At 40.7% G+C, this 23669-nt stretch carries 23 protein-coding genes, 1 tRNA gene, 1 other RNA gene and 1 pseudogene; 14 read left to right on the forward strand and 12 right to left on the reverse strand.

The window, feature by feature from the left end:
- Positions 1 to 29 precede the first annotated feature (29 nt).
- Entirely contained in the window at positions 30 to 983 is a 954-nt protein-coding gene (locus M992_RS00615) for a CYTH domain-containing protein (protein WP_053906942.1), read from the reverse strand.
- A 256-nt stretch (positions 984 to 1239) separates the two neighbouring features.
- On the opposite strand from M992_RS00615, the gene M992_RS00620 reads away from it, so the two are divergent.
- Both M992_RS00620 and M992_RS00625 read left to right on the forward strand, forming a co-directional pair.
- Positions 1240 to 1857 (forward strand): TIGR04211 family SH3 domain-containing protein, encoded by a 618-nt coding sequence (locus M992_RS00620; protein WP_053906943.1) that lies wholly within the window; start codon positions 1240 to 1242, stop codon positions 1855 to 1857.
- 7 nt (positions 1858 to 1864) lie between these two features.
- Positions 1865 to 3115, forward strand: coding sequence for a multifunctional CCA addition/repair protein (locus M992_RS00625; protein ID WP_053906944.1), 1251 nt, complete (start codon positions 1865 to 1867; stop codon positions 3113 to 3115).
- A gap of 179 nt (positions 3116 to 3294) precedes the next feature.
- On the opposite strand, the gene folB is transcribed toward M992_RS00625, so the two are convergent.
- Entirely contained in the window at positions 3295 to 3648 is a 354-nt protein-coding gene (gene folB, locus M992_RS00630; protein ID WP_072057323.1) for a bifunctional dihydroneopterin aldolase/7,8-dihydroneopterin epimerase, read from the reverse strand.
- 104 nt (positions 3649 to 3752) lie between these two features.
- Here folB and plsY point away from each other — a divergent pair, with 104 nt between their 5' ends.
- Positions 3753 to 4409 (forward strand): glycerol-3-phosphate 1-O-acyltransferase PlsY, encoded by a 657-nt coding sequence (gene plsY, locus M992_RS00635; RefSeq protein ID WP_047255181.1) that lies wholly within the window; start codon positions 3753 to 3755, stop codon positions 4407 to 4409.
- 214 nt (positions 4410 to 4623) lie between these two features.
- Here plsY and tsaD read toward each other — a convergent pair whose 3' ends face one another.
- Positions 4624 to 5664, reverse strand: a complete 1041-nt coding sequence (gene tsaD, locus M992_RS00640) for a tRNA (adenosine(37)-N6)-threonylcarbamoyltransferase complex transferase subunit TsaD (RefSeq protein ID WP_053906995.1) — start codon at positions 5662 to 5664, stop codon at positions 4624 to 4626.
- Positions 5665 to 6016: 352 nt separating this feature from the next.
- Between tsaD and rpsU the strand changes: the two genes are divergently transcribed.
- The 3 genes from rpsU (at position 6017) to rpoD (ending at position 10136) form a co-directional block, all read left to right on the forward strand.
- Positions 6017 to 6232: a 30S ribosomal protein S21 gene (gene rpsU / locus M992_RS00645; RefSeq protein ID WP_047255182.1), complete on the forward strand. Its 216-nt coding sequence runs from the start codon at positions 6017 to 6019 to the stop codon at positions 6230 to 6232.
- A gap of 124 nt (positions 6233 to 6356) precedes the next feature.
- The gene (gene dnaG / locus M992_RS00650; RefSeq protein WP_053906945.1) at positions 6357 to 8102 is read left to right on the forward strand and encodes a DNA primase; all 1746 of its coding nucleotides are present in this window, start codon (positions 6357 to 6359) and stop codon (positions 8100 to 8102) included.
- A 129-nt stretch (positions 8103 to 8231) separates the two neighbouring features.
- Positions 8232 to 10136, forward strand: a complete 1905-nt coding sequence (gene rpoD / locus M992_RS00655) for an RNA polymerase sigma factor RpoD (RefSeq protein WP_255314139.1) — start codon at positions 8232 to 8234, stop codon at positions 10134 to 10136.
- 322 nt (positions 10137 to 10458) lie between these two features.
- Here the strand turns inward: rpoD and M992_RS14590 are convergent.
- Both M992_RS14590 and M992_RS00660 read right to left on the reverse strand, forming a co-directional pair.
- A pseudogene (locus M992_RS14590) lies at positions 10459 to 11064 on the reverse strand (dihydrodipicolinate synthase family protein).
- A gap of 172 nt (positions 11065 to 11236) precedes the next feature.
- Complete coding sequence (locus M992_RS00660; RefSeq protein ID WP_053906946.1) at positions 11237 to 12124, reverse strand: MurR/RpiR family transcriptional regulator; 888 nt, start codon at positions 12122 to 12124, stop codon at positions 11237 to 11239.
- Between the two features lie 11 nt (positions 12125 to 12135).
- Here M992_RS00660 and M992_RS15030 point away from each other — a divergent pair, with 11 nt between their 5' ends.
- Positions 12136 to 12312: a hypothetical protein gene (locus tag M992_RS15030; protein WP_156317254.1), complete on the forward strand. Its 177-nt coding sequence runs from the start codon at positions 12136 to 12138 to the stop codon at positions 12310 to 12312.
- A 68-nt stretch (positions 12313 to 12380) separates the two neighbouring features.
- On the opposite strand, the gene M992_RS14595 is transcribed toward M992_RS15030, so the two are convergent.
- The 4 genes from M992_RS14595 to M992_RS15370 form a co-directional block, all read right to left on the reverse strand.
- The gene (locus M992_RS14595; protein ID WP_315970568.1) at positions 12381 to 12587 is read right to left on the reverse strand and encodes an ROK family protein; all 207 of its coding nucleotides are present in this window, start codon (positions 12585 to 12587) and stop codon (positions 12381 to 12383) included.
- Positions 12584 to 13282 (reverse strand): N-acetylmannosamine-6-phosphate 2-epimerase, encoded by a 699-nt coding sequence (locus M992_RS00665; protein WP_053906947.1) that lies wholly within the window; start codon positions 13280 to 13282, stop codon positions 12584 to 12586. The genes M992_RS14595 and M992_RS00665 overlap by 4 nt, the downstream gene beginning before the upstream one ends.
- A 529-nt stretch (positions 13283 to 13811) precedes the next feature.
- Positions 13812 to 13888: transfer RNA gene (locus M992_RS00670), tRNA-Ile, on the reverse strand.
- A gap of 617 nt (positions 13889 to 14505) precedes the next feature.
- Positions 14506 to 14682, reverse strand: coding sequence for a hypothetical protein (locus M992_RS15370; RefSeq protein ID WP_248842474.1), 177 nt, complete (start codon positions 14680 to 14682; stop codon positions 14506 to 14508).
- A 271-nt stretch (positions 14683 to 14953) separates the two neighbouring features.
- Here M992_RS15370 and M992_RS00680 point away from each other — a divergent pair, with 271 nt between their 5' ends.
- A complete protein-coding gene (locus M992_RS00680; protein WP_053906948.1) occupies positions 14954 to 16972 on the forward strand; it encodes an NADPH-dependent 2,4-dienoyl-CoA reductase in 2019 nt (672 codons plus the stop codon).
- 90 nt (positions 16973 to 17062) lie between these two features.
- Here M992_RS00680 and M992_RS00685 read toward each other — a convergent pair whose 3' ends face one another.
- Positions 17063 to 18019, reverse strand: coding sequence for a TerC family protein (locus M992_RS00685; RefSeq protein ID WP_053906949.1), 957 nt, complete (start codon positions 18017 to 18019; stop codon positions 17063 to 17065).
- 619 nt (positions 18020 to 18638) lie between these two features.
- Here M992_RS00685 and M992_RS00690 point away from each other — a divergent pair.
- The 5 genes from M992_RS00690 to M992_RS00710 all read left to right on the forward strand — a co-directional run bounded on the left by M992_RS00690 (position 18639) and on the right by M992_RS00710 (position 21424).
- The gene (locus M992_RS00690; protein ID WP_053906950.1) at positions 18639 to 19307 is read left to right on the forward strand and encodes a DedA family protein; all 669 of its coding nucleotides are present in this window, start codon (positions 18639 to 18641) and stop codon (positions 19305 to 19307) included.
- Between the two features lie 364 nt (positions 19308 to 19671).
- Positions 19672 to 19977, forward strand: coding sequence for an ElaB/YgaM/YqjD family protein (locus M992_RS00695; RefSeq protein WP_047255194.1), 306 nt, complete (start codon positions 19672 to 19674; stop codon positions 19975 to 19977).
- Between the two features lie 2 nt (positions 19978 to 19979).
- Positions 19980 to 20393, forward strand: a complete 414-nt coding sequence (locus tag M992_RS00700) for a phage holin family protein (protein WP_053906951.1) — start codon at positions 19980 to 19982, stop codon at positions 20391 to 20393.
- Entirely contained in the window at positions 20383 to 20679 is a 297-nt protein-coding gene (locus tag M992_RS00705; protein WP_053906952.1) for a YqjK-like family protein, read from the forward strand. The genes M992_RS00700 and M992_RS00705 overlap by 11 nt, the downstream gene beginning before the upstream one ends.
- A gap of 349 nt (positions 20680 to 21028) precedes the next feature.
- Entirely contained in the window at positions 21029 to 21424 is a 396-nt protein-coding gene (locus M992_RS00710; RefSeq protein WP_053906953.1) for a DoxX family protein, read from the forward strand.
- A gap of 102 nt (positions 21425 to 21526) precedes the next feature.
- Here the strand turns inward: M992_RS00710 and M992_RS00715 are convergent, their stop codons facing one another.
- Entirely contained in the window at positions 21527 to 22423 is an 897-nt protein-coding gene (locus M992_RS00715) for a LysR family transcriptional regulator (RefSeq protein WP_053906954.1), read from the reverse strand.
- Positions 22424 to 22531: 108 nt separating this feature from the next.
- Here M992_RS00715 and M992_RS00720 point away from each other — a divergent pair, with 108 nt between their 5' ends.
- Positions 22532 to 23230, forward strand: coding sequence for a pirin family protein (locus tag M992_RS00720; protein ID WP_053906955.1), 699 nt, complete (start codon positions 22532 to 22534; stop codon positions 23228 to 23230).
- A gap of 45 nt (positions 23231 to 23275) precedes the next feature.
- On the opposite strand, the gene rnpB is transcribed toward M992_RS00720, so the two are convergent.
- An RNA gene (gene rnpB / locus M992_RS00980) (RNase P RNA component class A) lies at positions 23276 to 23648 on the reverse strand.
- Positions 23649 to 23669 lie beyond the last annotated feature (21 nt).

The raw sequence follows: 23669 nt of genomic DNA on the forward strand, positions 1-23669 counted from the left end.
TGTCCCACAGTATGTCCCACAGTTATTTGCTAAGGTAGCGTTAATGCAATCAACCACTGAGTAAATGCCAATTTACAACGGAGCCAACAAGCGCTATAACACGCTTCAACGGCACTGTTTTGTTCATCAGAAACGGTCTGTTGTAATTTATCGAGTGGAATATCTTGAATAAATTGCGGTGCTGAATAACGATAATGCACTAAGAAGGCCTGCACGAAATGTAAAAATGACACCAATTCAGCGCGGGCTTGCGGGTGCTCATCAAGCCAATAGTCCTCATGTTGCTGCCAAACTGACAATAATGCTCTTAACGCCTGTTCTATCGGTTGCTGTTCATAATCAAAACTGGATAACGGAGCCACCGTTTCAGCCTTTTGTGCCGCAGTAAGAGCATAACCGCGCGCGGCTTTACTTTTAGCCGCTAAACGTAACCCATCAAAATCAGCAAGTTTTTTAGTTAAATTAAGTACATCGGCAATCGTTCCGCGTTTTAATTCAAATTCAAATTCCTGAATTGGTACGCTCTTTTCGCCTGCATGCACTTCACCCAGATCAAGCACTACCTCAACTTCACTATCATCCTGATTAACTAGCCATTTTTCACGATTAAAATTAGTACTAAATAAAATTTCAAGTTGTGACTGTAACTGAGTTATATCAGTCCCTTCAGGCCAAATATGTGCCGGGAAGGCAGTAAGGTCGACCTCGGGATTTTCAAGCTCAATATTATATTCCGGCCGTTGATATAAGCCCCCAATATCTTGCCCTGCGGTTTTTATCGTCATTTCATAATGACCTTCACAGCTACGGATACGTAATCCCATGTCCCACCGACGTAACTGCTTATCTGCGGTATCAAAATAGATATTCATCAACTTTTGAGCATCAGTATGCTGATGCGGTAAAGTGGCCAAATATTGGCGAACAGTCTCTATTGCGGGCGTTTGCACCGCCAATTTCAATTCAATTTCAACCTGACTCATACATATCCTTGCTTATATCGACTGTTTCCATATTACTCTGAATTAATGTTCCTGAGAAAAAGAATTAAATTCAAACCAAAAATGCTACCCGAACTATTTTTAATAGCAATTTATGCCGAAAAAACAGTATTTAAACACTCTTTTTAGACAGTTAGGATAGTTCTCATTCTGGTTTAGTATTTGCACACGCAAACTTAACTCTTTAATATTGAAATTAAAGTCATTAATTCACCCTTAACAGACACAGTAAACTAACATGCGAAAATGCCCTTTATTAGTATTATCACTGGTAGGTATCGGCCTATCGATGACCTCTCAGGCTGCTGAGAAACGTTATATCTCTGATGAACTATCGACCTACGTCCATACCGGTCCTGGCACTCAATACCGTATCGTCGGCACACTAAATTCTGGTGATGAAGTTGAATTAGTTGCAACGGATAAAGACTTTGCTCAAGTAAAAGATAGCCGTGGCCGCACGGTTTGGCTGCCCTCAGATCAGTTAAGCAGCCAACCAAGCTTAAAAACGCGAATTCCAACACTAGAAGCCGAAAATCAACAATTACGGACTAAATTGCAAAATATTGATGATACATGGAATGCGCGTACCGCAGAAATGCAAAATAAAGTGGCTGATAGCGACAATATTGTTGCCCAGTTGAAAGCTGAAAATACTAAGTTAAATAATGAATTAATTAAAGCCGGTAAAAAGTTAGAAATTGCTGAAGTTAACCTTGATGACCGTCGCCGTGAACTGATCCTACAATGGTTTATGTACGGAGGAGGTGTTGCTGGGGTCGGCTTAATTTTAGGGCTCATTTTGCCACATATTATTCCTCGTCGTAAAAAACGTAATGACCGTTGGATGAGCTAAAATAGCCATGAAAGTTTACTTAGTCGGTGGTGCAGTACGCGATCAATTGCTTAATTTAGCCATTGCTGATCGCGATTGGGTGATTGTCGGCGCAGATCCTCAAACCTTACTAAAACAAGGTTATCAACAAGTTGGCAAAGATTTTCCGGTATTTTTACATCCTAAAACGCAAGAAGAATATGCATTAGCTCGTACAGAGCGCAAAATCGGTTCCGGCTATACCGGCTTTGATTGTTATGCCGCGCCTGACGTGACGATTGAACAAGATTTGCAACGGCGCGATCTCACCGTTAATGCCATTGCACAAGCGGAGGATGGCTCGCTGGTTGACCCATATCATGGCGTGGATGATCTTAATCAGCGGATTTTGCGCCACGTTTCAGATGCCTTCACGGAAGATCCGCTCAGAGTATTGCGAGTTGCACGTTTTGCTGCGCGTTATCATTGGCTCGGGTTTACTGTCGCTCCTGAAACCCTGCAACTGATGCAGCAAATCGCTGAATCAGGCGAACTCACCGAGTTAACCGCTGAGCGCGTATGGACAGAAACAGAGAAAGCACTCAACAGCCGCTCACCGCAAGTTTATTTTGATATCTTGCGCCAGTGCGGCGCATTGGCCGTCTTATTTCCTGAAATTGACCGTTTGTTTGGGGTCCCTGCCCCGGCAAAATGGCACCCAGAAATCGATACTGGGATCCATACGCTGATGGTATTGACCCAAATATCTTCGCTAACAAAAGAGGTTGATTGTCGTTTTGCAGCCTTATGTCACGATCTCGGCAAAGGTTTAACGCCATCAGAACTGTGGCCGCATCACCCTAATCATGGAGAAGCAGGGGTTCCATTAATCGAAGCAATTTGCCAGCGCTTTCGGATCCCGAATCATATTCGCGACCTTGCACGTTTAGCCGCGCGATATCATGATCAAATTCATGTTATTGCGCGTTTATCCGCCGCTGAATTAGTCTCATTATTTGACGGATTAGACGGTTGGCGTAAACCAGAGCGTATAATCCAACTCGCGCTGATTAGTGAGGCGGATGCTCGAGGACGTCAAGGATTAGAGCAACAAGCTTATCCTCAAGGCGATTTTTTTCGCCAGGCATTTGAAATTGCGAGCCAAGTAAGTGTTAAACCGATTGTCGAACAAGGATTTAAAGGGCCTAATATCCGTCAAAAATTAACCGAACAGCGGGAGCAAGCGCTAGCTATTTGGCGCCAACAACAAACTCTGATGCCTCTCCCTGAATCATTATAACGGCTAGGCTATAACTGTTTTGATCTTGCTGCTTTAATCTAACTATGCTGAGATAAATTATGCATTTCAAGCACGATATACAAGCTTATATTAAAGTTAGTAACAGCCAGTTCAATAGCGATAAAGGATGTTTAGTGGCAAATACTCGGCGCCACTAAACACCTTTTATAAACTTAATACTATTTGCTACCACGTTCGATAATTACGCCAACTTGTGCCGCCTGAGCCACTGCGCCCGGTTTCGCCACTTTGATTCTGACCCATGGACAGTGAAACTGCGTTAATAATAACTGGGCAACTTCCTCTGCTACTCGCTCAACCAACGCGAAACGCTGTTGGCTCACATGCTGAATAATTGCGCGGCTAACCGTTGAATAATCAAGGCAATATTCAACATCATCGCTCGAAGATGCGCGTTTGTTATCCCACCCCATTTCGATATCGAACACTAATTTTTGTTCAATTGTTTGCTCCCAATCATATACACCGATAGTTGTTATGATTGATAATTGCTCAATAAATACGATATCCATCACGTCCTTCTCTTGATTTACTGCATATTTGATACCACTTCAGATAAATTTTGCGTATTATCGCAGTATGAAGTGAAAATGATCTCAACCATTTGGAGTTAGCTATGAGTGCAATCGCGCTTGGCATGATTATCTTTGCTTATTTATGCGGTTCAATATCCAGTGCGATATTAATCTGCCGCTTAGCAAAGCTACCTGATCCTCGTCAACATGGCTCAGGTAATCCTGGGGCAACCAATGTAATGCGTACCGGTGGAAAATCCGCTGCTATAGCTGTACTCATTTGTGACGTTTTAAAGGGCATGCTTCCCGTCTGGTTGGCTTACTATCTCAATGTTCAGCCATTTTATCTTGGCTTTGTTGCAATTGCAGCTTGTCTTGGCCACATTTACCCAGTTTTTTTCCATTTTAAAGGGGGAAAAGGAGTCGCGACAGCATTTGGGGCTATTGCGGCTATCGGCTGGGATTTATCGGGTTTAATCGCCGGCACATGGCTATTAACGGTGCTGCTCAGCGGCTATTCTTCACTTGGCGCTATTGTCAGTGCATTGTTAGCCCCGTTTTATGTTTGGTGGTTTAAACCTGAATTTACCTTTCCCGTGGCAATGCTATCGTGTTTAGTCTTATTCCGTCACCATGATAATATCCAACGCTTATGGCGTGGACAAGAAAGCCGGATTTGGCAAAAGCTTAAAAATAAACAACAAAAAACAGCCAAAGAAATTGCTCAAGATACCCGTGAACAGGAACAAGATGACTAAGTGTTATTCGCCTGATTTATCTAGCATAAATTAGGCATAAAAAAGGCTGAAATTTTATTCAGCCTTTTTTATGCTTCAAATACGGGTCAATGCCATTCTAGTTGTTAATAACTGTGTTTAGCCGCGATTATTAACCGTCGTTTTAAACCACAATTATAGACAATAATAACTAACACTGTGATTAATAACGGCATCTAAAGAGCCTTAAGCTAACTTAAGATGTCTTCGATGGCGAAGGTGTTTTCAGCGGCGGTAAGTCAGCCAATGGCCAACGTGCTTTTACACTCACGTCTAATCCCCCCGTCATTCCACCCTGTAAACGGATCATTCCAGCAAGAGCGATCATCGCACCATTATCGGTACAAAATTCAGGACGGGCATAAAAAACTTCGCCGCCTAATTTATTCATCACGGCTTCCATTTTGGTACGCAACGTACGGTTCGCACTAACACCACCAGCCATCACTAATCGTTTAAATCCAGTCTGCTCTAATGCACGTTTGCATTTTATCGCTAAAGTATCAACCACGGCATCTTCAAATGCACGAGCAATATCAGCACGCGTCTGAGGCTCATCATCGTTGGCGCGGATAGTATTAGCGGCAAATGTTTTCAAACCAGAAAAACTAAAATCAAGCCCCGGGCGATCAGTCATTGGACGAGGAAAGACAAAACGCCCTTCAGTCCCTTGCTGGGCCATTTTCGATAATACCGGACCACCGGGATAATCAAGACCGAGCAGCTTAGCGGTTTTATCAAAGGCCTCACCCGCAGCATCATCAATTGATTCGCCTAATAACTGATACTCGCCAATGCCAGTAACACTAATTAGCTGTGTATGCCCACCAGAAACCAGTAAGGCGACAAAGGGAAATTCAGGACGTTTTTCTTCTAACATTGGCGCCAGAAGATGGCCTTCCATGTGATGAACAGGTACCGCGGGTACGCCCCAAGCATACGCCAACGCGCGCCCTATAGTTGCGCCTACCATTAATGCCCCAACTAATCCGGGCCCGGCAGTATAAGCAACCGCATCAATATCTTTCCCGGTTAAACCCGCTTGTTCTAATGCCGCCTGAATCAATGGCACGGTTTTACGAATATGATCCCGTGATGCGAGTTCAGGGACAACACCACCGTAATCGGCATGCAGTTTTATCTGGCTATAAAGTTGATTAGCTAACAGGCCGGTTTTGTCATCATAGATTGCGATCCCGGTTTCATCGCAGGATGTTTCGATACCTAAAACTCGCATTGCACCACTCATTACACTGCCCTTGTTCATATAGTGCGCCAAGTTTATCATTATTTCGTGGGTGAGGTGTAATTTATGCCGGATAAAGGCTGACTTTTTATCCATCATAGTTTACAATCTGCACCCTATATCAATTTTCTGTGCGGCTAAATTCATTATTACATCAGTTCTGTCGTTTGTTTTTGCAGAAAATATTGCAATTACTGGGACAAAACAGGTAATCTTGTGTGTTTCAATTTTATACGGCACTTTACAAAGCCGTACTCATTGAAGTAAAATTCCGCACCATTTTAAATGACGGCTGGCTGAGCAGCGCCAGCGAAAAACCGATTTCTATTGAGGTGAGAGGCACATGCCGGTAATTAAAGTACGTGAAAACGAGCCATTCGACGTTGCATTACGTCGTTTCAAACGTTCCTGCGAAAAAGCAGGTATCTTAGCTGAAGTTCGTCGTCGCGAATGTTATGAAAAGCCAACGACTGAACGTAAACGCGCTAAAGCATCTGCTGTTAAGCGTCACGCTAAGAAACTGGCTCGCGAAAACGCACGTCGTACTCGTCTGTATTAATTGACTGCGGTTACGACCGCAATCAACACAGATAGCAGTAGCAGTTAAAGGCCGTGCTTTCCGTAGGAAAGCGCGGCTTGTTATCGTTCAACTTATCGTTCAACAACAGGCGAATATAAGGCTTATGGCTGGACGAATTCCGCGTTCATTTATCAATGATTTATTAGCGAGAACCGATATTATCGACTTGATCGATGCCCGTGTGCCGTTAAAAAAACAAGGTAAAAATTATCACGCGTGTTGTCCGTTTCATAACGAAAAAACGCCATCATTCACCGCTAATGGTGAAAAACAATTTTATTATTGTTTTGGTTGCGGAGCCAATGGCAATGCCATCGACTTTTTGATGAACTACGACAAGTTAGATTTTGTCGAAACTATCGAAGAGTTAGCCACCCTGCATGGACTAGAAGTTCCTTATGAGTCCGGTACGGGTTCTAGTCAGATAGAACGGCATCAGCGACAAAATCTTTATCAGTTAATGGAAAAAATTAACCACTTTTACTGTGGTGCGTTAAATAATTCTTCGGCAAAAGTGGCTAAAGAGTATTTAACCCAACGCGGACTCAGTGATGAAATTATTAAACGCTTCTCCATTGGCTTTGCGCCTCCTGGTTGGGATAATCTGCTCAAACGATTTGCCCCAAATCATGAAGCCAAAAAACAGCTTGATGAAGCCGGGATGCTGGTCACCAACGATAAGGGCCGTACATACGATCGTTTTAGAGAACGCGTGATGTTTCCTATCCGCGATAGACGTGGACGGGTTATTGCTTTTGGTGGTCGAGTGTTAGGTGATGGTGTACCGAAGTATCTTAACTCACCAGAAACCGATATTTTTCATAAAGGTCGACAATTATTCGGTTTGTATGAAGCGACTCAAAATAACCATGAGCCTGCAAAATTATTGGTCGTTGAAGGCTATATGGATGTGGTTGCTTTAGCTCAGTTTGGTGTTGATTATGCTGTAGCATCATTAGGAACATCAACGACTTCCGAGCATATTCAGCTTTTATATCGTTCGACTGAAACTGTTATTTGTTGTTATGACGGTGACCGTGCTGGTCGCGAAGCCGCATGGCGGGCATTAGAAACCGCACTCCCCTACCTGAACGACGGCCGCCAGTTAAAATTTATGTTTTTGCCTGATGGAGAGGATCCTGATTCATTAATCAGAAAAGAAGGCAAAGCTAATTTCGAAAAAAGAATGAGCGAAGCCCATCAGCTATCAACATTCTTATTTGATACTTTACTAACGCAGGTCGATTTAAGTACACAGGAAGGAAAAGCCAAATTCAATAAGCTTGCAATTCCCCTGATTAAACAAATACCTGGGGAAACTCTGCGACTATATTTGGCACAAGAATTAGGTAATTTTATCGGTATCCCTGATATTTCACAGGTTCTTGCTATGATTGATAGAGAGACTAGTGAAAAAAAGAATTATCAGGCACCCAAATTAAAACCAACCACAATGCGAATTTTAATCGCTTTGTTAGTGCAAAATCCGAATTTTTCGGATTTAGTTCCGCCGTTGGATGGCATTAGCCACTCACAGCTACCGGGACTTCCTCTATTTTTAGAGCTAGTCGATGTATGTCGTTCTAATCCTGGAATGAATACTGGTCAACTACTTGAGCTGTATCGTGATAATAAATTTGTCCGACAACTTGAAAAGCTGGCTACATGGAACGATATAGAGATAGAGGAAATAGCAGAAAAAACATTTATAGATGCCTTAAGTCATCTATTCATTAGTGCTCTTGATGAACGTTTTGACTTTTTAATTGCAAAAGAGCGAACCGCTGGGCTAACCCCAGAAGAGCGCGAAGAAGTCCGTCTGATCACTCAAGCAAGAGTGAAGACCTAAAGTATTCAGTAAAAAAACAACACGGCTTAAGTGCCGCTTTACCTAAGGCGAATGCCTGTAATCTGCTACGAGAAATGAAGGGGCGTAGCATAAAAATTAACAAATCCCCTTAAATGTTATTGTTGGCTGATTTGTTCGCCGACCGACACCAATCTAAATACTCAGAAGTGTGGATACCGTCTTATGGAGCAAAACCCGCAGTCACAGCTAAAGCTACTCGTTACTAAAGGTAAAGAGCAAGGCTATCTGACCTATGCTGAGGTCAATGACCATCTGCCGGAAGATATCGTCGATTCGGATCAAATCGAAGACATCATCCAGATGATTAATGACATGGGCATCCAGGTTATGGAAGAAGCACCTGATGCTGATGATCTGATGCTGGCTGAAACGACTTCCGATACAGATGACGATGCTGCCGAAGCTGCAGCACAAGTACTGTCGAGTGTTGAAAGTGAAATAGGCCGAACAACTGACCCAGTACGTATGTATATGCGTGAAATGGGCACAGTTGAATTGCTGACTCGCGAAGGTGAAATCGACATTGCAAAACGCATTGAAGATGGCATCAATCAGGTTCAATGTTCAGTTGCTGAATACCCTGAAGCGATCACCTATCTGCTAGAACAATACGCACGTGTTGAGGCAGGAGAATCACGCCTTTCCGACCTGATTACAGGCTTTGTCGATCCTAATGCTGAAGAAGAAATCGCGCCAACGGCTACTCATGTCGGGTCCGAGCTTCCTCAAAAAGAATTAGATGCTGACGAAGATGAAGATGAAGACGAAGAATCAGATGATAGCGATGCAGATGATGATAACAGCATCGACCCAGAGCTGGCTCGTCAGAAATTCATGGAACTGCAAGAGCAGTATGAAAAAACGCGTCAACATATCAAGCAGCATGGTCGGAGTAATCCTGCAACTGTTGCAGCGATTGAAGAATTATCTGAAGTTTTCAAACAGTTCCGTTTAGTACCAAAACAGTTTGATTATCTCGTTAACAATATGCGTGAAATGATGGATCGCGTTCGTTTGCAAGAACGTACCATCATGAAACTGTGTGTTGAACAATGCAAGATGCCAAAGAAAAACTTCATTACCTTGTTTACCAGTAATGAAACCAACGACACTTGGTTAACTGCTGCTAAAGCAATGAACAAACCATGGTCTGAAAAACTGGTTGAAGTTGAAGAAGAAGTGCATCGTAGCCTGCAAAGATTACGTCAGATTGAAGAAGAAACGGGTCTGACCATTGAGCAAGTTAAAGATATTAACCGTCGCATGTCAATCGGTGAAGCGAAAGCCCGCCGTGCGAAAAAAGAGATGGTTGAAGCCAACTTACGTCTGGTTATTTCTATCGCAAAAAAATACACCAACCGTGGTTTACAGTTCCTTGATTTAATTCAGGAAGGTAACATCGGTCTGATGAAAGCGGTTGATAAATTCGAATACCGCCGTGGTTATAAGTTCTCAACTTATGCAACTTGGTGGATCCGTCAGGCCATTACTCGCTCAATCGCCGATCAGGCTCGTACCATTCGTATTCCAGTACATATGATTGAAACTATCAACAAGCTGAATCGTATTTCTCGTCAGATGCTACAGGAAATGGGCCGTGAACCCTCGCCTGAAGAACTGGCAGAGCGTATGCTGATGCCTGAAGATAAAATCCGTAAAGTACTTAAAATTGCCAAAGAGCCTATCTCCATGGAAACACCAATTGGTGATGATGAAGATTCGCATTTAGGTGATTTTATCGAAGATACCACTCTGGAGCTGCCATTAGATTCGGCGACCTCAGAGAGCCTGCGCTCTGCAACCCACGATGTCTTGGCGGGTCTTACAGCGCGTGAAGCGAAAGTTCTTCGTATGCGTTTTGGTATTGATATGAACACTGACCATACGTTAGAAGAAGTCGGTAAACAGTTTGATGTTACCCGTGAACGTATCCGTCAGATTGAAGCTAAAGCATTACGTAAATTACGTCACCCAAGCCGCTCAGAAGTTCTGCGCAGTTTCTTGGATGAATAATTTACGCTAATATTCTTAGCCACAAGAATACCCGCCTATGCGGGTATTTTTTTAACTTAAATTCAGCAACTAAATCCTAAAGTCATCCTCTATTTAATTATCGCTTAATTAATTTTTCGAGCAACTTTTGCTTTGTCACCAACAAATAAGTGAATTATTTTTAGAGCATATTTTACAGCTTATTTTATAACAAATAGCCGATAAAAAAAGCCACTTAATTAAACGTGGCTTCATTCACGACTGATTTAGCAGTACTCAATGCGAACAGGCTCTCACTCACAGGGGAAGCGCTTAGCCATCCATTCACACTGAATATATATAATTACAGGAAATTAGCTGCTTTAAACTTGGCTAATGCATCCGCTTTTTGTTCTGCTGTCATTGGACGCAATGGGCGGCGAGGATCACCAACATCAATTCCATGTCATTGTATGGCACTTTACCGGCGGCAACGCCACCGTATTCAACCAATTATAAGTGCTGCCTTGCACTTAATGCCCCACAAGCTAATCCTGCAGGCATAAACACATCAATGCCAAATGGACTATCGTATTTACCGCTATCCACACGTAAACAACACTGGAATTCATACATATCAGGGGAGTTAAACTTCATACCAGATAAATTAGGAATGGCCTTGCCCGCCGCTTGTAAAAACCTTGACAAGGTGCACTCGCAGCCGCTAAACAACAATATTCTACTAAATCATCCACATTCTCTGGCTTGCCGGCACCCAACGTTCAACAACTTTCTTACGTTATTCAACACAACAATGAATACCTTCGCCTGTTATTCCTAATACATAAGTCCCCTTAACACCACTTATAATCAAATATTTTGCTATCTGATCAATGACAGGATAATTAACGCTACCATCAGCCGCAAAAGGGATATGAGGAGCAGCAATCAATCCAGATAGTTTATTAATTACAGCCCCCTTTAGAGGTCAATTTTCTTAATTTTTTATTTATGGAGTTTAGCTCTAAATTAAAGAGCAATACCTAAGTACGCAATAACCAATTGAGTGTAATAAGGAGAAAAAAATAAAAGTGTGATCTTTCGTCAATTTTGACTAAAAATTAAATAAGGAAGAAATAGCTCTATGCCGAATTGCTACTTTTTAATGCATTCAATGTACGTAGTTTTTGCTCTTTAACGCTCTCTGGCTGAGTTTGAACCAGCAACGTATAAATCAGATCTAACACAAATAGTTGAGCCGTTTTAGTACCAATCGAGTCACCTTGTAATTTGCCCTGACGATTACCATTAATCAGATGGTAATCCGCATATTCCATAATTTGTGATCCTAGATTATGGGTAAGTGCGATAGTACTCGCCCCCGCCTCTTTAGCCAGTTTTAAGGCATGTACCGTTTCAGGAGAGTTACCTGAATGACTAATACCGATCGCTACATCTCCCGGTTTTAATAACGAGGCTTGCATATACATAAAATGATTATTAGTAACAGCATCAACTCGATGACCAATACGCATCAGCTTATTTTTGAGATCTTCGGCGGTAATCCCCGAGGATCCCACGCCACAAATGAAAACATAATTAGCTGATAATAGAGCATTTACCGCGCCTTTTACCTGCTGCATATCCAGCAAATTTAGCGTTTCTGATAACACGTTATTAATGGTTGCTTGTAATTTTAGGCCAATAGTATGGATGTCATCTTGATGGCTCACTTCAGCATCGAGGAGCGGCGATGCTTCATTATCTGACATTGCCATTTCAATGGCTAAATCCATTTTAAAATCTTGAAAACCTTTATACCCCAAAGTGCGACAAAACCTCACGACCGTTGCTTCACCCGCTTTGGTGGCTTGAGAGAGTTGCGCAATAGAAAGTTGAGTGATTTCTGAAGGATGGAACAGGATATAGTCTGCAATACGCTGTGATACTGGTGATAAGCTATTTTTCATCGCTCCCAACGTATCGAGTATTTTACCCGGCTTGAGTCGAGTCGTTGCCTGTTCCGTCATGGAAATTATCCTTGGTTGCAGAAGATAAATGGGAAAAGAATTCTGCCGATAAGAGTACCAATTCCAATCAGTTAAAAAAAGCTTGCTGTTATAGTAATATAATAATAACTAAACACTTTATTTCTAATGCCACCATTATAAAACCAACGGAGATATCAAAAAATAAAGCGCTTGATTACAATAAATAACAAATTAATCAGCTAATGTGGTTACATCGATCTTAATTACAGCTTTTTTTAGCGTGTTTGCTCCCTGTTCAGCCGCAATACCCGATTGATGCTCTGGTTATACTGCTTGCATCGGCTTGTAATGGCGTGGTGATCACAACCAATACTTCATAAAGTTGTGTCGGTGATACGCTTGCTGGTATTGTGATTTGAGTATGTTGTGTTAATTGATTATCGCGGCTAATTAGCGCAGCCAAAATTTTTGTTCCTCCAATATCAATGGTTAATGTATTTATTTATCTAACTCCCGCTGCGACTTTAAAGCCTGAGTAAACCACTCACAGACATGTTCAAGGCGAGTTAACGCAGAACCAACAGTGACGGCCCAAGCACCTGCTTGCATGCCTTTTACAGCCATTATGGGCGTGTTATAACGCCCTTCAGCAATCACTCGACATCCTTGGGCTGCCAACTCTGTAACCAGCTGAAAATCAGGTAAATTTGGTATTTCACCACCGGTATAACCGGACATAGTTGAACCAATAAATTCCGTCCCTAATTTTTGGCAATACATTCCTTCATCGAAGGTGGAACAATCTGCCATCGCTAATTTACCTAAACGATGAATCTGAGTAAGCAATGCCTCGACAGAAATAGGACGTACGCGATCAGTGCCATCAAAAGCAATGATATCTGCACCCTCTGCCGCTAAGGCATCAACATCACTTAACCACGGAGTGATCCTCACTGGACTATCAGATAAATCACGCTTAATAATACCGATAATGGGAATATCTATCAGGGGACGGGTGGCTTTTAAATTATCTATACCTTCAATTCGTACCGCGATAGCACCTGCATTTACCGCAGCTTGAGCCATTGCAGCAATAATTTCGGGTTTATCCATTGGACTATTATCAACCGGCTGGCAAGACACTATCAATCCACCTTTTTGTTGAATATCCTTGGTCATCTTTTCAATTAGCGTCATTTTATATTCTCTTTTTTGAAATAAAACTCCAAATTATATTATTTTACGGAGCATGATTTCCCAATAAGAAAAACAGTAATCTGTGAAGAAGATCAAACAATAACCACCAACAAATAACTAACTGATAAAATATAAATAAGGATAGGCATGACGGTATAATGCAGCCACTCAATTTGATGAGCTCGCGGATAAACTAAAATCGAATAGATAAATATAGAGAACACTAATATCTTAGAAAGATTAAAATTTATTGTAAATAACTAACCATAAAAACCATCAAAGAATGATAACTAAATACTGCTGTTTTTAATGATTATCTTGTAATGCAGTTATTTTTGACATCCTCCCACCCTGAAGTGAACTGGCCCCATATAGCTAGACTGTTCATTAAAGCACGGAGTTTTACGTCGCCCTGATAAATCAGATTAGCTCTTTACTTATCGAGGGATAGATAATGGAATAGGATAGAGCGATGAAAAATTTAAATAAAAAAAGGAGTCACGCTATTAACGTAACTCCTTGATAAATTTGGTGGCCCCTGCTGGACTTGAACCAGCGACCAATCGATTATGAGTCGAGTGCTCTAACCAACTGAGCTAAGGGGCCTGATGGGGGAGGATTATACGTGCAGTTTTCCTTTAGGTCTAGTCTTTAGAAACTGTATGCTGATTTTCTATCCAATCTAAAAAAATAATGTCTACTATGTTGATAACACATTAAATATATGGATGATTCAAACCATCAACTTTAATCTTTAGCCGGTCTTTTACTGTTTTTCATCACCCAATTGCTCGCTAATAATTAGCGCGGTTTAGTTAACGGCCATTCGAGATGACGTTTTATCACCGACCATTCACTAGCAATGATACTGTAAACACAACTATCTCGTCATTCTCCCGTTTTGGTATCACTGTGGCTACGTAAAATACCGTCCAGTTTCGCCCCTAGGCGTTCAATAGCTTTCTACTTTGTAAATTAAGAATACGTGTACGAAATTCAACTGCAACACAATCAAGTTGTTCAAAAGCGTATTTTAATAACAAACAGTTAGCCTCAGTATTAATATGAGTTTGCTGTACTTCTAATCTATACTATATCGTACCAATTTCTAGCCGATGGGCTTAGTTCTCAATCGTGTTACAGGCAGTTAACCCAACAACTTGTTGGTTATTTTTATGTATCACAATAAAAGACAACATTTTGCCTGCCGCTTGCAAATTAATTCAGCGATCAATTTCGGTAACTATATTTTCAGGCGCAGATACCGAGGTGTACCAAAATTGTTTTAGCTTTCCCCTCCGAATAATCTCACTCAAAATAATATCGTACTGATGGCTAATCGGTATAAGTAATCCGCTATTTTCTTCCAGAACTACAGGCGTTGTCATCGTACTCATCATTAACTCCTCTTTTATCTGTAGCCCTAATTTACAATCCTATTAATAACTATTCATGACAATAAAAGAAATAGATTAATAACATATCAAGTTATTTTGTGTTATTTCGAGGCGAAATTATGATTGTTTTAAATCTACCAAGAAAATATATCGATTCTAAGTCATGATAAAAATCACAAAAAATTAACAATAACCAACATTCATAATTTATTTAGGCTAAATTAAATCAAACTCATCCGACCTCTGTATAAAAATAATTCTGTGGGGCAATTCTATGAGCAAATTTTCACATTTATTCCAACCACTGGATCTAGGCCATACCGTATTAAAAAATAGGATCCTGATGGGATCAATGCACACTGGATTAGAGGAACATCCAGAAGGGGCGCATCGTTTAGCTCAGTTTTATCGTGAACGCGCAGAAAATGGCGTGAGCTTAATTATTACCGGAGGAATTGCGCCTAATCCAGCCGGTACATTAACTCCTAATGGAGCCAGCTTTACTCAGGGATCACAAATCGCGCAACACCAAATTGTGACCGACGCGGTTCATCAAGCGGGAGGGAAAATTGCCCTGCAAATATTGCATGCTGGTAGATACAGTTTTCACCCTCAATTAGTTGCACCAAGTGCAATTAAAGCCGATATCAATCCATTCACTCCTCACCCACTCACTCATCACGAGATACTGCAAATTATTGATGATTTTGCTCATACAGCGCAATTATCTCAACGTGCCGGCTATGATGGCATCGAAATTATGGGTTCTGAAGGCTATTTAATTAATCAATTTATCGCTCAACGCACCAATAAACGCGAGGATAAATGGGGCGGCAGTTTCGCTCATCGAATAGCGTTCCCGCTAGAAATTCTGCGAGCTATTCGCCAAAAAACTGGAAATAACTTCATTATTATCTACCGCTTATCTATGCTTGACTTAGTCGATGAAGGCTCCGATTGGCAACAAATAGTTCAGCTTGCACAAGAAATAGAACTCGCAGGTGCCAGCATGATTAATACCGGGATTGGCTGGCATGAGGCCAGAGTCCCGACGATTGCAACCCAAGTCCCCAGAGCAGGCTTCAGCTGGGTTACTCAGAAATTAATGGGCAAAGTATCTATTCCACTAATTACAACTAATCGGATTAATGACCCTTATGTTGCCAATACATTGTTAGCCGAACAGCATGCCGATATGGTGTCGATGGCTCGTCCATTTCTCGCTGATGAACAATTTATTACCAAAGCACAACAAGATAGAGCCGATGAAATTAATACTTGTATTGGTTGTAATCAGGCATGCTTAGATCAAATTTTTGCGGGAGAAATAGCCTCTTGTTTAGTCAATCCTCGCGCCTGTCATGAATCTGATTACTTATTGAAAGCAACCACTAAAATAAAAAATATTGCGGTCGTTGGAGCCGGACCAGCCGGATTATCCTGCGCAATAAATAGTGCAAAACGGGGCCATAAAGTCACTTTATTTGAACAAGATATGGATATTGGAGGGCTCTTTAATTTAGCCAAAAAAATTCCAGGTAAAGAAGAGTTTTATGAAACATTACGTTTTTTCCGCCGCCAACTCGAATTACAAAATATCAAGATATTCTGCAATCATCGTGCAGAAGTAGATGACTTACTTGGCTTTGACGAAGTGGTATTAGCTACGGGTGTACAGCCACGTAAAATACAATTGAGCGGAATTAATCATCCTAAAGTAGTGAATTATATCGACGTATTAAAATATCATCACCACATCGGCCAGAGGGCAGCAATTATTGGTTCTGGTGGCATTGGTTTTGATGTAGCGGAATTTCTTAGCCATCAAACTAAAGGTGATTCAGATATTAACTCATTCACTAAACAATGGAATATCGATACCAGTTTAAATACACCGGGCGGACTTATTTCCCTCCCCGAATATCCTTTACCGCAAGCGCGTAAATTGTATTTATTACAAAGAAAACCAAGTAAAAATGGTGCTAATCTAGCTAAAACAACCGGTTGGATACATCGCTTAACTTTACATAGGCGCGGCATTGAAATGTTAAATGCTGTCGAATATCTCAAAATAGATGATCAAGGTTTGCACATCCGCCGCAATGGTCAAACAGACTGCCTCGAGGTCGATAATGTAATCCTCTGTGCAGGGCAAGAACCTTACTGCCCGCTATATAAATTATTAGAGCAGCGAGGAATCTGTGTTTCTTTGATTGGTGGGGCAGATATTGCCACTGAATTAGATGCAAGACGCGCCATTAAGCAGGGGATGGATTTGGCGTATAAGCTGTAATACCTCAATTTATCGATTGATCTGTCCGTGTATTAGTTTAACCAAACACACGGACAGCGTTCTTTAATCAATCAGATATTAATTTAGTGATTATTTAGCTTCATTGCGTTTATTTATAATTACATTAATTATCATCGTGACTAACAAAATACCACCAATTGTGCCTAATGAGATAGCCATTGGAATATGGTAAATATCCAGCAGTAACATTTTTATCCCGATAAAAATAAGGATAACCGCTAAACCATATTTTAATAAACTGAATTTCTCTGCCACACCAGCTAATAAGAAATACATGGCTCTTAAGCCTAAAATGGCAAATAAGTTAGAAGTAAGCACAATAAAAGGATCGGTCGTCACAGCGAATATTGCAGGAATACTGTCTACAGCAAAAATAATATCGCTGATCTCAACCAATATCAGCACCATAATCAATGGAGTAGCAAACAGTATTCCATTCTGTTTAATAAAGAATCGTTCGCCATGCAGTTCATCGGTCATACGTAAATGTGAACGGATCCATTTCACAAAGCCTTTTTCTCCCACCGGAGAATCATCTTCTTTGGAAAAGGCCATCTTAGCGCCAGTGAACAATAAAAATAGCCCAAAAATATATAGGATCCAGCTAAATTGAGACACTAACCAACTGCCTGCAAATATCATGATGGTGCGTAAAACGATTGCACCTAATACACCGTACACTAATACGCGGCGCTGTAAATTTGCCGGAATTGAGAAATATCCAAACAGCATAAGCCAGACAAAAACGTTATCTATTGCTAACGCTTTTTCCAATAAATAACCGGTCAAAAATGCCATTGTTTGGCTATTTGCAAATTGTATATCGACCGTTTCACGAAAATACCACCACAGACCTAATGCAAATAACATCGATAATGCTATCCACACCAAGCTCCAACTGGCGGCTTGTTTTACCGACATAGGCTGATCTTTATGCTTACCCTGCCATAATAAATCCACCAGCAACATCACCACGATAATCGCCGCAAAACTGCCCCACAAAACAGGATTTCCTACAGAATTCATTATGTTATTACTCCTCATAAACAAAAAAACGGCTGACATCTCAGAAGACGTCAGCCGCTTAATGTTTTAACCTCAAATCAATATTTGGTTGTAAACAGTGAGCAAACCTCGCCTTCTGGCAAGGTCTCACTTACAACACAAATTAACCTAAGGGCCTAAAATTTGTGATGCTCGGCTACCGGGTGCATATGGCACCGTAATGACGATAAACCGACAAGGAAGTTACTCCCCTTTGCTATGACCCGCAAAATACGACAAATCGATATAAAAAGCAATATGATAAACGCATAGCCAGATCGATAAATTTTAGCCGATACTGTTTTATATAATCCGATGTTTATATCAAGAGAAAAAATAAATAGACTAAAAAAACTATTTTTTATAGATAATCACACCAAGATAAAAATGTTAACTCTCTGCAAAATTTAAATAAAAGCTAACCGTAACTATAGAATTTACTGTTTAGTTATTTTTTGTTTTGTTACAGTGTGCATGCTTTATACTATGTGATACGTTTTTGGCTTAACACCGTTATTATAGCTGTAGCGTAGATGTTCATCCATTTTCTCCCGACATCCACAACGCCTTGTTGTGAGAGTTTGGCGCTTAGGAATTATTGATGGAATTAGTAAAAGAACTTTTTTTAGCCTTATGGCAGCAAGATTATGTCACCCTGTCTAATCCTTCATTGGTTTGGGCAATATACTTTATGTTATTTGCGATCCTTTTTTTAGAAAATGGCGTATTACCTGCTGCTTTCTTACCTGGAGATAGTTTACTTATCCTAGTTGGAGTATTAATCGCCAAAGGAACAATGAATTATCCATTAACTATTGTGATATTAACTGCCGGTGCAAGCTTAGGTTGTTGGCTTGGGTATGTACAAGGTAAATGGCTAGGAAATACTAGAATAGTCAAAGGATGGCTTTCCCATTTACCGGAACATTATCATCAGCGTGCTCATGGTTTATTTCACCGTCACGGGCTTGCGGCATTATTAATTGGCCGTTTTCTCGCATTTGTCCGAACGTTGCTTCCGACAATTGCTGGTTTAGCCGGATTAAATAATAGTCGCTTTCAATTGTTTAATTGGTTAAGTGGTTTTTTATGGGTCTTTATTTTAACCGCTATTGGCTATGGCTTTGGTAAAAGCCCTATTTTCTTAAAATATGAACACCATATAATGAATGTTTTAATGTTAATCCCTGTTGGGCTGCTAATTATTGGTCTACTAGGAAGCATTATTGTAGTATTTAAGAAAAAAATGTCTGGTAAAAAAGCTAGCTAACCAAAAAATCATCTAATCCAGCGGAAATCCATTTTCCGCTTTTTTTATTTAATTGCTTTATATTACGCCTAGTTCGACTAAAAATAATTTGAGTAGTAGCTTATTTTATGGCTATTTTCCTATTCATCTATTCTGGCGATAAGAATTTCATCATTTTAATCACAATAAATTATTATTTTTAATCTTTACCAACAGATCATAACATCACGATATTTAGTATTATTTTATTAAATAAAAACACACTATTTACCTGAGCATAAAAATTTTTACCTATCTTTAATACTATTTGACTTTAATCTTGAGTTAAAACAGTCTATGGTTATTAACGTCATATTACTTTTTCTGCTTAAAGGAGTTTATTGTTATGTCAACGAATAATTCATCTGAAGAGTTACGCACAGAACTAAAATCACTGGCAGATTCATTAGAAGCCATCCTAAACGATAGCGGAAATAAATCTAAAGAAGAAATTGAAGGGCTAAAAAGTAAAGCTCAGCAAGCTCTAGCTTCTTCTCGCAATAAACTCAGTTATGCCGGAGAGAAAATCACTGCCCAAACCAAAGAAGCGGCTGGTCGAGCAGATAATTATGTTCGTGAAAATCCATGGACAGGCATTGGTATCGGCGCAGCTGTCGGTGTCGTTCTGGGTGTGCTTCTGGCTAAACGTTAATTATGGAACAACATGAACGCCCACAGGGCCCTGCAAAAGGGGTCCTGGACACATTACAAAGAATGGTAACTATCGCCGTTAATATGGTGGAAACCCGTATCCAACTGGTTGCCGTTGAGTTAGAAGAAGAAAAAGCAACGCTTATCCAGCTAATTCTTATGGCAGGGATTACGTTGTTATTCACGGCTTTTGGATTAATGTGTTTATTGGGCCTCATTTTTTGGTCTGTTGATCCCGTTTATCGTTATCAAGCGCTTGCTATTACTACGGGTATATTAATACTTTTAGCTATTATTGGGGCTATTTGGACGTTAAAAAAATCACGCCAATCTACTTTGTTAGGTGCGACGAGAGAGCAATTAAAACGCGATCATCAAGCATTAACCGGAGATACTCAGCAATCTGATGGCGAATAAACAGAAAATATTGGCTGAAAAGAAACAGCAACTGTTGCAACAAATAGAGCAACAGCGCACTTCTCTGTCTGATACCACACAGCATTGGCTGAAAATAACTGAGCCTTATGATCGTACGTGGCAAACACTGATTTCATTCCGTCCTATCTTGATTGCTGGCGCTAGCTTATTATCTCTTTACTCACTACGCCGCCCTAAAAAATTATTATCATGGGGCAAGCGTGCGTTGGGGGCATGGGGGATAGTCCGTACAGTACGTAATAGCATGAGTACTCACCGTTCATAATCTCAATATTATTCTAATATATTTAAACCAGAAATTGTCTATTTTCTGGTTTTTTCATTTCTAGCCTAAGCTATCTGCCTCAACCTACTTATAATAAAGTCTATTTTTCTAAATGTTACTTTCTAAATACTATTTCTAAGCCTTAATCTTTAGCTATTTATATTTAAATATTGGGCATTCAAATTTTTTGTATAACTTAGTTAACAAGCTTAGCTATCTACTAAGAAGCATTCTTATTACTATAACTCCATCAAATTTAGTGAACCTATCGAGCACCAATTAAATAAATCATGGTGAATAAAGAACAGGTTTAAGACCCAATTAAATCAGATAGTTTTTGGAGAATGGAATGAAAAATTTAGACAATAGCCTTATATTAATTGCGCGTATTTTAATGTCGATTTTATTTATTGTTGCAGGCTACGGAAAATTAGGCGATGCCTATGCCGGTACGCAAGCCTATATGAGCTCAATGGGTGTACCTGGATTTTTATTACCGTTAACTATTTTGCTTGAACTCGGGGGCGGTATCGCTATATTACTGGGCTTTTTCACCCGTACAATCGCTATCTTTATTGCCGGATTTACTTTATTAACCGCGCTGTTATTCCATACGGATTTCTCAGTAGCGCCAAATTCATTAATGTTCATGAAAAATATGACCATTGCCGGTGGTTTTCTACTCTTAGCTGTCATGGGTCCAGGTAAATTTAGTTTTGATTATTTATTAACTAAAAAAAGATAACACACTTTATTCACTAAACCTTATTACCTTTATTATCTCCATTTTTAACCATCCAACGGTTACACCTCATCGGGAATACATTCTTGATGAGGTGTTTTTTTCTTATTTTTGTGCCAATAATTTGGGAATTTCTCGTAAACACCAAGATTTAGCTTCCCCCATGCTGTCACGACGCCACGCCATAATAATTTGTGTTTCATGGCTATATTCAGCACTAATTACCCGCAAACGCCCTTCTCGAATATCCTGCTCAACCATTGGATAAGGCATGGTTGCAACGCCTAAACCAGCTAGTAAGGCTCGACGTTTATCTTCTATCGTACTCACCGTCAATCGTCGCTGTTTATCTAATAGCTGCACGGTCAATACCGGACGTTCACGTGCGGTATCTGCCACAGCGATACCTCGATATTTAACCCGTGTTACCTCAGAAAGAGGCTCTGGCTCTTGATGTATAGGATGATCTGGGCTGGCGACATACACATGATTAATCGAATATAAAACTTTTGAATTAATCTCAGATGATGAACGAAAATGCAAATCAGGAGCAATCACAATATCTGCTCGACCAGCTTCTAAACGCTCCCATGCTCCGGCGAGTACTTCAGTCATTAAGGCTAACTGCGTATTTGATTTTTTTGCCAATTTATCTACTAGTGGAAATAATGATGAAGCAGGAATTAACGTTTCACATACAATCGTCAACTGAGTTTCCCAGCCCTTTGCTAGCGCTTCAGCATCTGCGGTTAATTTCTCTGCGGCTTCGAGTAACGTACGCCCACGCTCTAATAACATGCGCCCAACATTGGTAAATTTCGTACGATGCCCCGAACGATCAAACAACACTACATCCAACTCTTCTTCTAATTTTTGCATAGTGTAGCTTAACGCAGAGGGAACTCGGCCTAGTTCATCAGCGGCAGCAGCAAAGCTACCACGACGATCTATTGCATCCATCACTCGTAATGCTTCCAACGTCAATGCCCGATCTTTATTCATTCAATATCTCTTTCAGTAAATTTGAATATCGTGACCAGATTAACTGGCTAACAATTAAACGTCCAGCTAATTATTATGAAAGGATATTTCTTTAAAGGAACTCTGGCCATGATGAAAATTAGACAAGCTAATCAATGCGGTTCTGCTGACTACGGGTGGCTTAAGGCTCGTTATTCATTTTCTTTTGGTCATTATTTTGACCCCGAATTTTTTGGTTTTAAAGCGCTTCGGGTGCTAAATCAAGAAGTACTGGCTCCCGGGCACTCTTTTCAAGCCAAAACCTATCCTAATGTCGATATTGTGAATATTATTTTGCAAGGCAGTGCAGAATATTACGATAGCTTAGGCCATAAGATGTATGCTGAACAAGGCGAATATTTGCGCTTTTCACCTCAACCAGGGATCCATTATAGTGAACATAATTGTGGGACTAATCAATTAACTCGCTTACAACTATGGATAAATGCTTGCCCGCAAAAAGATTACCATCCTCCCCAAAAAATTACGTTCGATAAGCAAAAATTGTCATTAATTGCCTCACCGCAAGGTGAACAGGGAAGTTTAATTATTCGGCAGAATATTTGGATTCACCATATTCATTTAGCTGCGGGGGAACAACTTGCGTTATCTCTCAACGGAAAGCATGGTTATTTGCAGTCAATTCAAGGACCAATTAACTTAACTTCAACATCAGCGCTTAGCCAACAGCTCCATTGTGGGGATGGCGTATTTTTACATCATGAGCCCTATTTATCTCTTACTGCAAAGGCTGACTTTCAAGGTTTACTTATTGATTTAGCAGAATAATGGCTAAAAAAAGCCCCAAGCTAGAGAACTAGCTCGGGGCCTAATTTGTGGAGTCGGCCGATAAGCCGGGTTCTGTCGTGGACAACCATTCATCTAGGCCAGCACTTGCGCACTGGCTCAAGCAGCCTACCCGGGTTCAGTACGGGCCGTACCTTATGAACCCCTATTTGGCCTTGCTCCGGGTGGAGTTTACCGTGCCACGAACTGTTGCCAGTCGCGCGGTGCGCTCTTACCGCACCCTTTCACCCTTACCTGTGCCTGTAAACAGGCCATCGGCGGTTTGCTCTCTGTTGCACTGGTCGTAGGTTTGACCCTCCCAGACGTTATCTGGCACCCTGCCCTATGGAGCCCGGACTTTCCTCCCCTTTACCCGTCTCCCGAAGGACAACGATAAAGCAGCGGTTGTCTAGCCAACTCCGCCGCAGATTATAGGAAGTTT

This window comes from Moellerella wisconsensis ATCC 35017 (assembly GCF_001294465.1).
GTDB lineage: Bacteria > Pseudomonadota > Gammaproteobacteria > Enterobacterales > Enterobacteriaceae > Moellerella > Moellerella wisconsensis.